The organism is Nocardia sp. NPDC003482, from assembly GCF_053588115.1.
This window is the reverse complement of the sequence record NZ_JBSFPI010000014.1, coordinates 99,021-113,550: the sequence shown is the minus strand read 5'-3', so window position 1 is coordinate 113,550 and position 14,530 is coordinate 99,021. Positions and strand designations below refer to the sequence as shown.

The 14,530-nt window shown below is 70.6% G+C and carries 9 protein-coding genes; 5 read left to right on the top strand and 4 right to left on the bottom strand.

Annotated features, from left to right (window positions below):
* Positions 1-45 precede the first annotated feature (45 nt).
* Entirely contained in the window at positions 46-681 is a 636-nt protein-coding gene (locus ACWDSJ_RS22650; protein WP_450034063.1) for a TetR/AcrR family transcriptional regulator, read from the top strand.
* On the opposite strand, the gene ACWDSJ_RS22645 is transcribed toward ACWDSJ_RS22650, so the two are convergent.
* On the bottom strand, positions 632-1,126 hold the full coding sequence (locus tag ACWDSJ_RS22645; RefSeq protein WP_450034062.1) for a histidine phosphatase family protein: 495 nt from the start codon (positions 1,124-1,126) through the stop codon (positions 632-634). The genes ACWDSJ_RS22650 and ACWDSJ_RS22645 overlap by 50 nt on opposite strands.
* Positions 1,127-1,274: 148 nt before the next feature.
* On the opposite strand from ACWDSJ_RS22645, the gene ACWDSJ_RS22640 reads away from it, so the two are divergent.
* From ACWDSJ_RS22640 to ACWDSJ_RS22630, 3 genes are all read left to right on the top strand, one after another.
* Complete coding sequence (locus ACWDSJ_RS22640; protein WP_450034060.1) at positions 1,275-6,047, top strand: ATP-dependent helicase; 4,773 nt, start codon at positions 1,275-1,277, stop codon at positions 6,045-6,047.
* Between the two features lie 345 nt (positions 6,048-6,392).
* Positions 6,393-7,157 (top strand): DNA-formamidopyrimidine glycosylase family protein, encoded by a 765-nt coding sequence (locus ACWDSJ_RS22635; protein ID WP_450034058.1) that lies wholly within the window; start codon positions 6,393-6,395, stop codon positions 7,155-7,157.
* A 780-nt stretch (positions 7,158-7,937) separates the two neighbouring features.
* The gene (locus ACWDSJ_RS22630; RefSeq protein ID WP_450034057.1) at positions 7,938-8,114 is read left to right on the top strand and encodes a hypothetical protein; all 177 of its coding nucleotides are present in this window, start codon (positions 7,938-7,940) and stop codon (positions 8,112-8,114) included.
* A 150-nt stretch (positions 8,115-8,264) separates the two neighbouring features.
* On the opposite strand, the gene ACWDSJ_RS22625 is transcribed toward ACWDSJ_RS22630, so the two are convergent.
* Complete coding sequence (locus ACWDSJ_RS22625; RefSeq protein WP_387362488.1) at positions 8,265-10,022, bottom strand: glycerol-3-phosphate dehydrogenase/oxidase; 1,758 nt, start codon at positions 10,020-10,022, stop codon at positions 8,265-8,267.
* 408 nt (positions 10,023-10,430) lie between these two features.
* On the opposite strand from ACWDSJ_RS22625, the gene glpK reads away from it, so the two are divergent.
* The gene (gene glpK / locus ACWDSJ_RS22620) at positions 10,431-11,930 is read left to right on the top strand and encodes a glycerol kinase GlpK (protein ID WP_450034055.1); all 1,500 of its coding nucleotides are present in this window, start codon (positions 10,431-10,433) and stop codon (positions 11,928-11,930) included.
* On the opposite strand, the gene ACWDSJ_RS22615 is transcribed toward glpK, so the two are convergent.
* Positions 11,912-13,102 (bottom strand): aminotransferase-like domain-containing protein, encoded by a 1,191-nt coding sequence (locus ACWDSJ_RS22615; protein WP_450034054.1) that lies wholly within the window; start codon positions 13,100-13,102, stop codon positions 11,912-11,914. The two genes, glpK and ACWDSJ_RS22615, sit on opposite strands and share 19 nt — an antisense overlap.
* A gap of 86 nt (positions 13,103-13,188) precedes the next feature.
* Entirely contained in the window at positions 13,189-14,064 is an 876-nt protein-coding gene (locus tag ACWDSJ_RS22610) for a hypothetical protein (protein WP_450034052.1), read from the bottom strand.
* Positions 14,065-14,530 lie beyond the last annotated feature (466 nt).

Genomic DNA, 14,530 nt, shown 5'->3' with positions numbered 1-14,530 from the left:
AAATACCACCGGTATCCCAAAACCTCTCGTCCCTAGAATCACCCCATGCCCCGATTGACCCGGTCCGAAAGCCAGGCCCGCACTCGCGCGGAGCTGCTCGACACCGCGCGGACGCTGTTCCTGTCCGAGGGCTACGCCCGCACGAGCCTGGAACGCGTGGCCGAGGAGGCGGGCTACTCCAAGGGCGCGGTCTACTCGAACTTCCGCACCAAATCCCAGCTCTGCCTCGAGGTGCTGGCCCTCATCCACGAGACCAAGTTCGCCGAGGTGAGCGAGGTCGTGCGCACCGCGGGCACGCTGGAGGATCGGCTCGCCCGGCTGGAGGACTGGGCCGAGGCCACCCTCGGCGACGTGGGCTGGACCATGCTGGAATTCGAGTTCGCCATCGTCGCCCGCGACGACCCCGCGCTCCAAGCCGCGCTGGTCGCCGATCTGAGCCTGGTGCGCGGCACGGTCGCCGCCCAATTGCACGCCCTCGCCGGCGATCTCGGCGTCGAGCTGCCGATGCCCGCCGAGGACGCGGCCACGCTGGTGTTGAGTACGGGACTGGGCCTGGGCATTCAGCGGGCGGTGGATCCGTCGCTGTCCGCGCGCCTGATCACCGCGGCGGTCCGCGGTCTGCTGCGCTCGGCTACGAACGGAAGTGCAGCGTCCACTCGCCACGATAGTGCAACCGGGTGACGCTCAGCGGCGGAATGTCGATGCGCCAGAACGACTTCGCGGGCGCGTCGAGGGTCACCAGCAGCGCCGCGCGGACGACCGCCGGATGGGTGACCGCGATGGTGGACACGTCCTGGGCGGCCATGTCGTCGAGCCACTCCCGCGTCCGCTCGAGGACGTCGACGACCGACTCACCCCCGTGCCCGCGAAACTTCGGATCGGTCAGCCACGCGTAGAGCTCGTCCTGGGGTACCGACAGCAATTCCCCGCCCCGCCAGGCCCCGGCGTCCAGATCGCGCAGCCGATCGTCCTCGTCGCCGAGCAGGCCCAGCAGCGCCGCGGTCTCGACGGCCCGGCGCTCGGGCGCGGTGAGGACCCGCGCCGCGGGTAATCGCCCGCACGCGGAAACGGCCCGGCGGCCCGCCTCGGTGAGCGGTTCGTCCACCGGGAATCTGGCTTTGCGCATCGCTTCGGTCATACCGTGACTGACGAGGTCGAGTCGGAGGACCTTCTGCACGGTTCGAAGCGTACGGCGCTCGATGGCGGCGCGGGTCGTGATTGCCGCGCCTTCGCTCCACCCGTTGTTGTCGGTGGTGGGGTGCAGACTGGGACCCATGGACCAGTTCTCGCGCGCCACCCAGGAGTGGTTCGACGGCGCCTTCGCCGCGCCGACGGCCGCTCAGTTGGGCGCGTGGCAGGCCATTTCGGCCGGTGAACACACCCTGGTCGTCGCGCCGACGGGTTCGGGGAAGACCTTGTCGGCGTTCCTGTGGGCGATCGACCGGCTCGCCACCCGACCCCCCGCCGACGGTCCGGCGCGCACCAGTGTGCTCTACATCTCGCCGTTGAAGGCGCTGGCCGTCGACGTCGAACGGAATCTGCGCGCGCCGCTCGTCGGGGTCACCCAGACCGCCAAGCGGCTGGGTCTGCCCGCCCCCGAGATCACCGTCGGCGTGCGCTCCGGCGACACCACCGCCGCCGCGCGCCGGACCATGCAGCGCACCCCGCCCGACATCCTCATCACCACCCCCGAATCGCTGTTCCTCATGCTGACCTCGGCCGCGCGCGAGACGCTGAGCGAGGTCCGCACGGTCATCGTCGACGAGGTGCACGCCATCGCGGGCTCCAAACGCGGTGCGCACCTGGCGCTTTCGCTGGCCCGACTGGATCTTCTGACCGAGCGTCCCGCCCAGCGCATCGGGCTGTCGGCGACGGTCCGCCCGCCCGAGGAGGTCGGCCGGTTCCTGGTGGGTCCGGCCCCGATCACCATCGTCGCGCCGCCCGCGCCCAAGACCTTCGACCTGTCGGTCCGCGTTCCCGTCGCCGATATGACCGAACCGGGCGATTCGGACGATCAGCCCGGCTCGATCTGGCCGCACGTCGACTCCGCCATCGTCGATCTGGTGCTCGCACACCGCTCCTCGATCGTGTTCGCGAATTCGCGTCGCCTCGCCGAACGCCTGACCGCGCGGCTGAACGAGGCGTACACCGCGCGGCTCGGCGATCCGGTGGCCACCGAGCACGCCCCGCCCGCCCAGCTCGGCCCGTCCACCGAGGTCACCCACGGTGCCGAGCAGTTGCTCGCGCGCGCCCATCACGGGTCGGTGAGCAAGGAGCAGCGCGCGCTCATCGAGGACGATCTCAAGAGCGGGCGACTGCGCTGCGTGGTCGCGACGAGCAGCCTCGAACTGGGCATCGATATGGGCGCGGTCGATCTGGTGGTCCAGGTGGAGGCGCCGCCGTCGGTGGCCAGCGGCCTGCAACGGGTCGGGCGGGCGGGCCATCAGGTGGGCGAGATCTCGCGCGGGGTGATCTTCCCCAAGCACCGCACCGACGTCGTGCACTGCGCGGTCGCCTCGATGCGGATGACCGCCGGCCAGATCGAGGAGCTGTCGATTCCGGCGCATCCGCTGGACATCCTCGCCCAGCAGACGGTCGCCGCCTGCGCGCTGGAGCCGATCGATGTGGACACCTGGTTCGAAACCGTCCGCGGCACCGGCAGTTACGCCACCCTGCCGCGCTCGGCCTACGAGTCCGTCCTCGATCTGCTGGCGGGCCGCTACCCCTCCGACGAATTCGCCGAGCTGCGCCCGCGGGTGGTCTGGGACCGCGACGCGGGCACGCTGACCGGACGCCCCGGCGCGCAACGCCTCGCCGTCACCTCCGGCGGCGCCATCCCCGACCGCGGCCTGTTCCCGGTCTTCATGGTCGGCGAAAAGGCCTCGCGCGTAGGCGAACTCGACGAGGAGATGGTCTACGAATCCCGCATCGGCGACGTCTTCGCCCTCGGCGCGACCAGCTGGCGCATCGAGGAGATCACCCACGACCGCGTCCTGGTCTCCCCCGCGTTCGGCCTGCCCGGCCGCTTACCGTTCTGGCACGGCGACTCCCTGGGCCGCCCGGCCGAATTGGGCGCCGCCCTGGGCGAATTCGTCCGCACCGCCGGTCAGGCCATCGAGCGCGCACCCGCCGCCCGGGTGGACACGCTGGTCGGGGCTACCTCCGACCCGGAGGTGACGAAGCGCGGAACTGGGGCATCGTCAGACTCGTCCAAGCGCGGGCAGCGCAGGGCCGGGGCGGAATTGGACGAACTCGAGCGGATCTCGCGCGCCGCCGGGTTGGACGCGTTCGCGACGGCCAATCTCGTTGCGCTGCTGCGGGATCAGCAGCAGGCGACGGGGCAGCTGCCCACCGATCGGACGCTGGTGGTTGAGCGGTTCCGCGACGAGCTCGGGGACTGGCGGCTGGTTCTGCACTCGCCGTATGGGTTGCCGGTGCACGCACCGTGGGCGCTCGCGGTGGGGTCGCGATTGCGCGAACGATTCGGGGTGGACGCCGCGCCGACCGCTTCCGACGACGGCATCGTGGTCCGGCTGCCCGACACCACCGACGATCCGCCGGGCGCGGAGCTGTTCGTCTTCGAATCCGACGAGATCGACGACATCGTCACCGAGCAGGTGGGCGCGTCGGCGCTGTTCGCCTCCCGTTTCCGGGAGTGCGCGGCGCGCGCCCTGCTGCTGCCGCGGCGCGATCCCGGGCGGCGGGCGCCGCTGTGGCAGCAGCGGCAGCGGGCCGCCCAATTGCTCGATGTGGCAAGGAAATTCCCGGACTTCCCGATTCTGCTCGAGACCGTGCGCGAATGTCTCCAGGACGTCTACGACCTGCCCGCGCTGCGTCGGCTGCTCGGTGAGGTGGCGCGGCGCAAACTGCGTCTGGTGGCGGTGGAGACGGCCGCGCCCTCGCCGTTCGCCAATTCGATGCTGTTCGACTACATCGGGCAGTTCATGTACGAGGGCGACAGCCCGCTCGCCGAGCGCCGCGCTGCCGCCCTGTCGCTGGATTCGAGTCTGCTCGCGGAACTGCTCGGACGGGTGGAGCTGCGGGAACTGCTGGACGCCGACGTCATCGCGCTGACCGAACGAGAGTTGCAGCGGCTCACGCCCGAACGTCACGCCCACGATCTCGAGGGTCTCGCCGACCTGTTGCGCCTGCTCGGCCCGCTCACCCCCGACGAGGCCGCGCGGCGTTGCGCCGACGATCCGGCGCCGTGGTTCGAGGAGTTGTCGAAAACCCGTCGCGCACTGGAGGTTTCGTTCGCCGGGCAGCGGTGGTGGGTGGCCGTGGAGGACGCCGCGCGGCTACGGGACGCCCTCGGGGTGCCGTTGCCGATCGGCACGCCCACGGCCTTCATCGAACCCGTACCCGATCCGCTCGGCGATCTCGTCGGCCGCTACGCCCGCACCCACGCGCCGTTCACTCTCGACGCGGTGGCGCGCCGGTTCGGCATCGGCACGGCGGTCGCCGCGACGGCGTTGCATCGACTCGCGGCCGAGAAACGGGTGGTCGAGGGCGAATTCACGCCGGGCGCGGCGGGCGCGGAATGGTGCGACGCCCAAGTTCTGCGCCGCCTGCGCCGCCGCTCCCTGGCCGCCGCGCGCAAGGAGGTCGAGCCGGTGTCGACCGCCGCGTTCGCCCGGTTCCTGCCCGCCTGGCAGCACGTCGGGACGGGAGAGTTGCGGGGTGTGGACGGCGTGGCTGCGGTGGTGGAACAGCTTGCGGGCGTTCCCATTCCGGCCTCGGCGTGGGAGTCGCTGGTCCTGCCGTCGCGGGTGCGCGACTACTCCCCCGCCATGCTCGACGAGCTGATGGCCACCGGCGAGGTGGTCTGGTCGGGTCACGGGTCGATCACCGCCAAGGACGGCTGGGTCGCGTTGCATCCCGCCGATCAGCTCCCGCTCACCCTGCCGCCGCCGGACGAGATCGACTTCGGTATGACGCACGTTCAGCTGTTGTTGTCGTTGGGGGCGACGCTCATACCCGTCGACGCGCAAGGTCGCTCCCTTCCCGGCGACACGTCGAAACATGCTGCGGGAGGGGAGATTTCGATCGAGCCCGAGAGACCCGCTGCGGAGGTGATGGATTCGTCGGTCACCGCCGAGCCCGAAGCGGGCGGACGGATGCAAGTGGTGCCGTCCACGGGCGGCGCGTACTTCTTCCGGCAGCTGTCGGACGCGACCGGTCTGCTCGACGACAACGCCGTGGCGTCCGCGCTCTGGGACCTGGTGTGGGCGGGGTACGTCGCCGGGGACACCTTCGCGCCGGTGCGAGCCCTGTTGTCCGGCACCACGCGCAGCACCACCGCCCACCGCACCCCCCGCCGGACCCCGCGCGGCCGGATGTACCTGCCCCGGGCGAACATGCCCACCCGCACCGGCCCGCCGACGGTCGCCGGACGGTGGTCGCTGCTGCCGGAACGCGAGGCGGACAACACGATTCGCGCGCACGCCACCGCCGACGTCCTCCTGGAACGTTACGGCGTCCTGACCCGCGGCCCCGTGCAGAGCGAGGGCGTCTCGGGCGGCTTCGCGCTCATGTACCGCGTCCTGACCGAATTCGAGGACCGCGGTCGCTGCCGCCGCGGATACTTCGTCGACTCCCTCGGCGGCGCCCAGTTCTCCACCACCGACGTCGTGGACCGCCTGCGCTCCTACGACTCCGACCGCGCCCAGCAGGGCGCTCTCGCCCTGGCGTCCTGCGATCCCGCGAACCCCTACGGCGCCGCGCTGCCCTGGCCCAAGTCCGCCGCCGAGGGCGCGGGACACCGACCCGGCCGCAAGGCGGGCGCCCTGGTCGTCCTGGTGAACGGCGAACTGGCCCTCTACCTCGAACGCGGCGGCAAGACCCTGCTCACCTTCACCGAGGACCCCCAGGCCCGCACCGAGGCCGCCGCCGCGCTCGCGGCACTGGTCACGACGCGGCGGGTCGATTCGCTGGTCATCGATCGCGTCGACGGGGAATCGGTCCACGGCAACACCTTCGCCACCTTCCTCACCGAGGCGGGGTTCGCCGCGACCCCGCGCGGGTTCCGGCTGCGGGGCAAACCATGATTCAAGGTTCCGACGGGGGCAGCGCGTTCGGTCAGGGAGGCGGGGTCCGCCGCGACTCCGCAGGGATTCCGGCTGCGGGGCAAACCGTGACCCAAGGCTTAGGCGGAGGCAGCGCGTTCGCGTTCGGCCACGGAGGCGGGGTTCGCCGCGACTCCGCGGGCAATCCGGCTGCGGGGCAAACCATGGGCCGCTGGCCCGAGGGCGCGCTCGGCGATGCTCGTGATCGGAATGCATTCGGATGGTGTCGAATACGCCTGGGCATTGTGGCGTGGGGCGACCCGGCGACGACAATCGTGGCGGCGGGAACGGGTACGCCCCAGGCCGCGGAGCACATCGGGATGCCGCATGCCCGAGGGTGACACCGTCTTCCTCGCCGCCGCTCGGCTGCGGCGAGCGCTCGACGGAAAGACCTTGACGCGCAGCGACTTTCGCGTGCCCCGCTACGCGACTCTCGATCTGCGAGGCGAGCCCGTGGAGAGCGTCGGGAGCTACGGCAAGCATCTGTTCGTCCGGACCCCGCGGGTCAGCATCCACACCCATCTCAAGATGGAGGGCGTCTGGCGGGTCTACCGCCCCGGCGAGCGATGGACCAAACCCGGCTTCACCGCGCGACTCGTCCTGAGCACCGAAGACGCCGAGGCCGTGGGTTTTTCGCTGGGCCTGGTCGAGGTGCTACGACGCGCTGACGAGCACACCGCGATCGATCACCTCGGCCCGGATCTATTAGGGCCGAACTGGAATCCCGAGGAGGCCGTCCGCCGCCTGCTCGAGCAACCCGAACGACCGATCGGACTCGCGCTACTCGATCAACGGAATCTGGCCGGAATCGGCAACATCTACCGCAGCGAAGTCTGCTTCCTACACCGCGTCCATCCGTCCACCCCCGTAGCCGCGGTACCCGATCCCATCGCGCTGGTCGAGGAGGCACACCGCATCCTCACCGAGGCCGTCCGCCACCCACCCCGCCGCCCCCTCGCCTACGGCCGCGCCAATCAACCCTGCCGCCGCTGCGGCAACGGCATGGTGGTCCGAATGCTCGCGGACGAGGTCGCCGAACGTTCCGAGCGCAGCGTGTACTTCTGCCCCCATTGTCAACCCGCGCCCGACTGAGCGCACGCCGAAAACGCGATGCCTCATGACGATCCGCGCTCACCGACCACGCCCCGGCACCCCCCGCCCGAACACCCGCACCCACCACGGTGACACCCCCGGCAAAACACCCCGCCGCTTACCGACGACCAGCACCCCGGCATAGCACCGCGCGCCCACCGACCACGACCCGGTGCCCGGCGAAACAACCCCGCGCCCGACCCACCACGGTCCGGCGGCCCAGGCGAAGCACCTCCCGCTCACCCACCACGACCCAACGCCCCGGCGAAGCCCCTCGCGCCCACCGACCACGGCCCGGCGCCCGACGAAACAACCCCGCGCCCGCCCACCATGATCCGGCGGCCCAGGCGAAGCACCTCCCGCTCACCCACCACGACCCAACGCCCCGGCGAAGCCCCTCGCGCCCACCGACCGCGACCCGGCACCCGACGAAACAACCCCGCGCCCGCCCACCATGATCCGGCGGCCGAGGGGAAGCACCTCGCGCTCACCCAGCACGACCGGCCCCGGCGAAACACCCCGGCGCTCACCCACCGCGACTCGACACGCGGGCGAAGCCTCTCGCGCTCACCGACCACGACCCGCCCCCGGCCAAAGAACCTTGCGCCCACCGACCACGGCCTAGCACCCCTGGCCGAACACTCCGCGCCCACAGAACCCGGCGCGCCAACCCCACCTCGAAGATTCCCCCGTGTAATTTGCCATTCAATTGCTAACGCTCAGCATCCGGGCTCCGACACATCCGTGGAAGATCCCGCCGCGCAACCGAGGAGCAGGCAGATGACGACGGTGACGAATGTTCGGCGCCGCACGTTCGATATTGCCGTGCAGGTGCTCATCGCGGTGGTTTGTCTCGCCGCGACGGTCGTCTTCAGTGTTCTCCTGCTGCACCAGCGTTCCGCCGCGCACGACCATCCCACCCCGCAGCCCTCCGCTCCGGCCATCGTCGCGCACTGACCGACCGCGAAAACCTCGATCCCGAAACTCATTCCAGAGGCAACCCAACCCCAAGCACGGCAACCCAGCCGCACCCCTTATTCGAATCCGCACCCCTTCCAAGGCCATACAAAGGGTGCGGATTCGAACAAAGGGTGCGGCTGGGGTGGGTCAGCTTTCGACGGGGACCGGTTCGAGGATTTCGGGGCGGGGTTCGGGGGCGGCGGCTCGGAGGGCGTCGGCGGAGATGTCGTCGGGTTGGGTTTGGGAGTGGATCTCGGCCTCCACTCGGGCTGTGTAGGTGGCTATTTCGCGGGTGGTCTCAGCTTCGGTCCAGCCGAGGACGGGGGCTATCAGGTGGGCCACCTCCTCGGCGCAGGCGGTGCCGCGGTGGGAGTACTCGATGGAGATCCGGGTGCGGCGGGCGAGGATGTCGTCGAGGTGGAGGGCGCCTTCGGCGGTGGCGGCGTAGAGGGCCTCGACCTTGAGGTAGCTGGGGGCCTCGGTGATGGGCTGGAGCAGGGTGGGGTCGCCCGCGGCGAGGTCGAGGACGTCGGTGAGCATCGAACCGTAGCGATTGAGCAGGTGTTCGATGCGGTAGGGGTGGACGCCGTAGGTTTCCGCGAGGTGGGGGGTCTGGTTGAGGAGGGCGAAGTAGCCGTCCGCGCCGAGCAGGGGGACCTTCTCGGTGATCGAAGGGGAGACGCGTTGCGGAATGTCTTGTGCCGCAGCGTCGACCGCGTCGTAGGCCATGACCCGATACGTCGTGTACTTGCCACCCGCGATGGCGACCAGACCGGGGGCCAGGCGGGCGACCGCGTGCTCGCGCGACAGCTTCGAGGTCTCGTCGCTCTCCCCCGCGAGCAGGGGGCGCAGGCCCGCGTAGACGCCCTGGATGTCGTCGTGGGTCAGAGGCGTGACCAACACGCGATTGATCTGTTCGAGCAGGTAGTCGATATCGGCTTTGGTCGCGGCCGGATGGGCCAGATCCAGATTCCAATCGGTGTCGGTGGTCCCGATGATCCAGTGGTTGTTGGACTTCCACGGGATGACGAACAGCACCGAGGTCGCCGTGCGCAGGATCAGGCCGGTATCGCTGGCGATCCGATCCCGCGGCACCACGATGTGCACGCCCTTGGACGCCCGCACGTGGAACCGCCCGCGCAACTGCGACAGCGCCTGGATCTCATCGGTCCACACCCCGGTCGAATTGATGACCACATGCCCGCGCACCTCGGTCGTGCGCCCGTCCTCGCTGTCGCGCACCTTCACCCCGACGACCCGGTCCGCCTCGCGCAGGAACCCGACCACCTGCGTCGACGTCCGCACGACCGCGCCGTAGTGGGCCGCGGTCCGCGCGACGGTCATGGTGTGCCGGGCGTCGTCGACGACCGTGTCGTAGTAGGTGAGGCCGCCGATCAGCGCGTCGCGCCGCAGCCCGGGGAACAGTCGCAGCGCGCCCGAGCGCGTCAGATGATGTTGTCCCGGAACGGATTTCTTGCCACCCATGGTGTCGTACAACGTCAAACCCGCTGCGACATAGGGCCTTTCCCATGCGCGGTGGGTCAGCGGGTACAGAAAGCGCAACGGCTGCACCAGATGTGGGGCCAGCGACGTCAGGCTCAGCTCGCGTTCGCGCAGCGCCTCGCGCACCAGCCCGAACTCCAGCTGTTCGAGATAGCGCAGCCCGCCGTGGAACATCTTCGACGATCGGCTCGACGTGCCCGAGGCCAGATCGCGCGCCTCCACCAGGGCGACCTCGAGGCCGCGGGTGGCCGCGTCGAGCGCGATGCCCGCACCGACCACGCCGCCGCCGATCACGATCACGTCGAAGTGGTCCTTGCCCAGCCGCTCCCAGGCCGCCGCCCGCTGCTCGGGGCCCAACGCGCCGCAGGACTGCCCGCGTGGTTCCGCTTTGTTCGTCGTCATCGCCCCACTCCTCCGCGACCCCTCGCCCGCGACGGGCCGCCTCGTCGGTGCAAGCTCCGGTCCTTGGCTGTTCGGGTACAGGCTAGGCGAAACGCGGCACGGCACCCGAGATCGACACTAGTCGACCCCGCCCACCCTCGCGATGTGACGTGCGGTGCCTCGGGAACGGATCACCCACCCTCGCGACATGATCTGCGGTGCCTTGGGAACGGATCACCCACCACCCTCGCGACGCGACATGCGGTGCCCCGGGAACGGGTCAGCCACCACCCACACGCCATGACGTGCAGTGCCCCGCGACGGACCACCCACCACCCCACAATGCGAGGCAGGGGCAGCGGCGGCGAACCACCCCACGCCCCTCACAATGTGATGCACACCGCCGCGACCGTTTAGTAGCCTGCGTGAATGCGACGCTATGTGGCCGCCATCGATCAGGGCACGACCTCGAGCCGATGCATCGTCTTCGACCACTCCGGCAGCGTCGTCGGCGTCGCCCAGCGGGAGCACGAGCAGTTGTTCCCGCGGCGGGGGTGGGTCGAGCACGATCCCGAAACCCTGTGGCGCAATACGGAATCCGTGCTCGGGGAGGTGCTCGACGACAATGGGTTGAGCGCGGCGGACATTGCGGCGGTGGGGGTCACCAATCAGCGCGAGACGACCGTGGTGTGGGATCGCGAGACCGGCGAACCGATCCACAACGCGATCGTGTGGCAGGACACCCGGACCGCGGAGCTGTGCCGGGAACTGGGCGGGGAGGTGGGGCCCGATCGGTACGCGGACCGTACCGGACTGCCGCTGAGCACGTACTTCGCCGGGCCGAAGCTGCGCTGGATCCTCGATCATGTCGACGGCGCCCGCCGCCGCGCCGAGGCCGGTGAGCTGTGCTTCGGCACCGTCGACAGCTGGATCCTGTGGCAGCTCACCGGCGAGCACGTCACCGACGTCACCAACGCCTCGCGCACCATGCTCATGGATCTGCGCACGCTGCAATGGGATTCGAGCATCTGCGACGAATTCGGTGTTCCCGCGGCCATATTGCCCGAGATCCGTAGTTCGGCGGAGGTCTACGCCGAGATCGGCGCGGGGCCGCTGGCGGGGGTGCCGGTCGCGGGCATCCTCGGCGATCAGCAGGCCGCCACCTTCGGGCAGGCGTGCCTGGAACCGGGCGAGGCCAAGAACACCTACGGCACCGGCAATTTCATGTTGCTCAACACCGGAACCACCCCGATCAAGAGTAAACACGGCCTGTTGACGACCGTGTGCTATCGCCTCGGCGAGCAGGACGCGGTGTACGCGTTGGAGGGTTCGATCGCGGTGACCGGCTCGCTGGTGCAGTGGCTGCGCGACAACCTCGGCATCATCTCCTCCGCCGACGAGATCGAGGAGCTGGCCCGCTCGGTCGACGACAACGGCGGCGCGTACTTCGTCCCGGCGTTCTCCGGCCTGTTCGCCCCGCGCTGGCGGCCCGACGCGCGCGGGGTGATCGCGGGCCTGACCCGCTTCGTGAACAAGGGGCACCTCGCGCGAGCGGGCCTGGAGGCCACGGCTTTTCAGACCCGCGAGGTCGCCGACGCCATGCGCGCCGACGCGGACGCGGCGAACCTCGGGCTCGAGCTCACCACACTGAAGGTCGACGGCGGCATGGTCCGCAACGAGCTGCTCATGCAGTTCCAGTCCGATATCCTCGACGTGCCCGTGGTCCGTCCGGTCGTCACCGAGACCACCGCCCTCGGCGCGGCCTACGCGGCGGGCCTGGCGGTGGACTTCTGGTCGGGCACCGACGAGATCCGCGCCAACTGGGCCGAGGACAAGACCTGGGAGCCGACCATGTCCGCCGACGAGCGCGAACAGCTCTACGCCGACTGGAACAAGGCCGTCGAACGCACCTACGACTGGGTGGACTGAGCCGCGGCCCGGGCGAGCCGCTCGACCGCCTCTCGCAGCGTCGCCGCCTCGGACGTGGTGAAACACAGGCGCATCGAGCCGCGGTACCCGTCGGACACGGCGAACGCCGCACCCGGGACGAAGGCGACGCCGTGGTCGACCGCGCGCGGCAGCAGGGCGGCGGTGTCGGTGCCGTCGGTGAAATCGACCCACACGAACATCCCGCCCGCGGCGTCGGTGCTCACCACCCGATCGCCGAACCGTTCGCGCAGCGCGCCGACCAGGGCCTGCGCGCGTTCCCCGTACATGCCCCGCACCTTGTCCACATGCCCGCTCAGCCACGACTCGTCGGCCAGCAGGTCGGCGGTGATCTGCTGGGTCAGCGCCGAACCGCACAGGTCCGCACCCTGTTTCAGCAGTTCGACGCCGCGGCAGACCGCGTCGGGAGCCACCATCCAGCCCGCGCGCAGGCTCGGGGCGAGGATCTTGGAGGCGCTGGAGAGCCGAATCACGTTGGGCGAGTAGGTCGCCACGGGCTCGGGCGCGGGCCGGTCGAACCACAGTTCGCCGTACGGATCGTCCTCGATCACCCAGAAGCCGTGGCGCTCGGCCAGATTCGCGAGTTCGCGGCGGCGCGCGGCGCTCAGGGTGACGCCGCGCGGATTGTGGAAGTTGCTCACGGTGTGCACGACGGCGGGCCGCTCCCCTGCCGCGAGCAGGTCGGCGAGCGCGTCCACGCGCATGCCGTCGGCGTCCAGCGGCACCGCGACGATGCGCGCGCCCGCGGCCCGGAACACTTGCAGCGCACCGACATACGCCGGATCCTCCACGATCACCAGCGCGCCGGGATCGAGCAGCACCTCGGCCAGCAGCGACAGCGCCTGCTGCGAGCCGTGGGTGACGAACACCTCGGCGAGCGGCACGGTCCGCCCCAGCCGCGCGGACTCGCGGGCGGCGAGGACCTCGCGCAGCGGACCCCAGCCCGCCGATTCGGTGTATTGCAGGCGGGACCGATCGGCCAGCGCGGACTCCGCGGCCAGCGCGATGCGGTCGCGCGGCATGAGTTCCTCGTCGGGCAGGCCGCCGGCCAGGCCGATGATGTCGGGGCGGGCGGTCAGCTTCAGCAGATCCCGGATCGCCGAGCTCCGCAGACCGTCCAGGCGCTGGGACAACGGTGGCGTGAGCGTCGACATGGGGTACCTCCGGGACATCGGGCGATCATTCAATGTTTCATATTCGACCCAAGATCTGAAATTGTTATCCCATTATCTGAGATTTATCAGATGGCTACGATGCCCCAGACCAGGTTCTTGCCGCCCTGATTGACCGTGGTCACCAGCTGGCGGTACAGCGTGGTACCGCCGTCGGGGCGGAAGGAGGTCAGCTCGGTGGTGAAGCGGTCGGGGGCCAGTTGCTCGATCCGCAGGCAGAATCGGGTGCCCTGCGGGATGTCGGTGTCGATCGCCTGCTGGATGCTCTCGGCCGGGGGGACCCGGTCCGAATCGGGCGCGACGAACGAGCGCACCTTCGCGCCGCTGCGGTCGACGAAGAAGGCGTGCTGGAAGCCCATGATCGCCCCCGCCCCGCTGTCGGTGTCGCCCGCGCCGTTGCCGATGATCACACCGCCGGTGGTGCTGGCCGGGCAGTTCATGGCCGAGGTCGTCGGATTGGTCGAGGGCGGCGGCCCGGCGACGGGGGCGTCGGTGTCGCTGCCCCGGCTCGCGAACACGATCACCAGCACCACGACGACGATGACCACGAGCGCTGCGGCCGCGCCGCCGATCCACACGCCCCACCGGCGTTCGGGCTCGTCCTCCAGGGCCTCCGGCTCGGCGGCCGGGGTGGGACGGGAGGCGATGAGCTTCTTCGCCAAATCGTCGTCGTCCCACAGGGATTTGCTCGATCCGCGCGGCGCGGCGGGCGCCACCTTCGGCGGTGTGGGCGGATACCCCTCGGGCGCGGACTTCCACCACGCCTGCGAGCCGGAGGCCGGTTCGCCCGCCACGGCCGACTGCTCGGATGTGCCCGAGTCGGGCGCGCGGTACGGCGGGCGAGCGGGCGCGACCGGCGGCCGCTCCGGAACGGCGGACTGCTCGGCCGCCTTGGAATCCGACGGGGGCACCGGCCGCGCGGGAGCGACGGGCGGTGGGGACACCGTGGAATCCGGGGCGCGATGTGGCGACGGTACCGGGCCCGCGGGCTGGTCCCCCGCAGCCGAGCCCGGCGCACGATATTGCGGCGGCACCGGGCGCGGGGGCTGTTCTCCCAGAGGCGAATTGGGCGGCACCGGGCGCGCAGATTGTTCTCCCGGAGTCGAACCGGGCGAGGACACCGGGCGCGTGGGCTGTCCCCCCGGAGCCGAACTGAGCGGCGACACCGGGCGCGCAGGCTGTTCCCCCGGAGCCGAACCGAGCGGGGGTACCGGGCGCGCTGGCGGAATCGGCTGATTCGGTGCACTCGAATCCGGGGCGCGGTACTGCGGGGGCAGTGGGCGGGCGGGGGTGGCGTCGGCGGGTTGCCAGCCCAGTGTCGGACGGTCCGGTTGGTCGGCGGGCGACCAGCCGACGGGTGGGGCCGGGGCGGGGGGCGTGAAATCCTTGAGGGGAGGCCCGAATTCGGAG

Coding starts and splice junctions, on each gene's coding strand:
- ACWDSJ_RS22650 (WP_450034063.1), top strand. CDS start 46: ATGCCCCGATTGACCCGGTCCGAAAGCCAGGCCCGCACTCGCGCGGAG.
- ACWDSJ_RS22645 (WP_450034062.1), bottom strand. CDS start 1,126: ATGCGCAAAGCCAGATTCCCGGTGGACGAACCGCTCACCGAGGCGGGC.
- ACWDSJ_RS22640 (WP_450034060.1), top strand. CDS start 1,275: ATGGACCAGTTCTCGCGCGCCACCCAGGAGTGGTTCGACGGCGCCTTC.
- ACWDSJ_RS22635 (WP_450034058.1), top strand. CDS start 6,393: ATGCCCGAGGGTGACACCGTCTTCCTCGCCGCCGCTCGGCTGCGGCGA.
- ACWDSJ_RS22630 (WP_450034057.1), top strand. CDS start 7,938: ATGACGACGGTGACGAATGTTCGGCGCCGCACGTTCGATATTGCCGTG.
- ACWDSJ_RS22625 (WP_387362488.1), bottom strand. CDS start 10,022: ATGACGACGAACAAAGCGGAACCACGCGGGCAGTCCTGCGGCGCGTTG.
- glpK (WP_450034055.1), top strand. CDS start 10,431: ATGCGACGCTATGTGGCCGCCATCGATCAGGGCACGACCTCGAGCCGA.
- ACWDSJ_RS22615 (WP_450034054.1), bottom strand. CDS start 13,102: ATGTCGACGCTCACGCCACCGTTGTCCCAGCGCCTGGACGGTCTGCGG.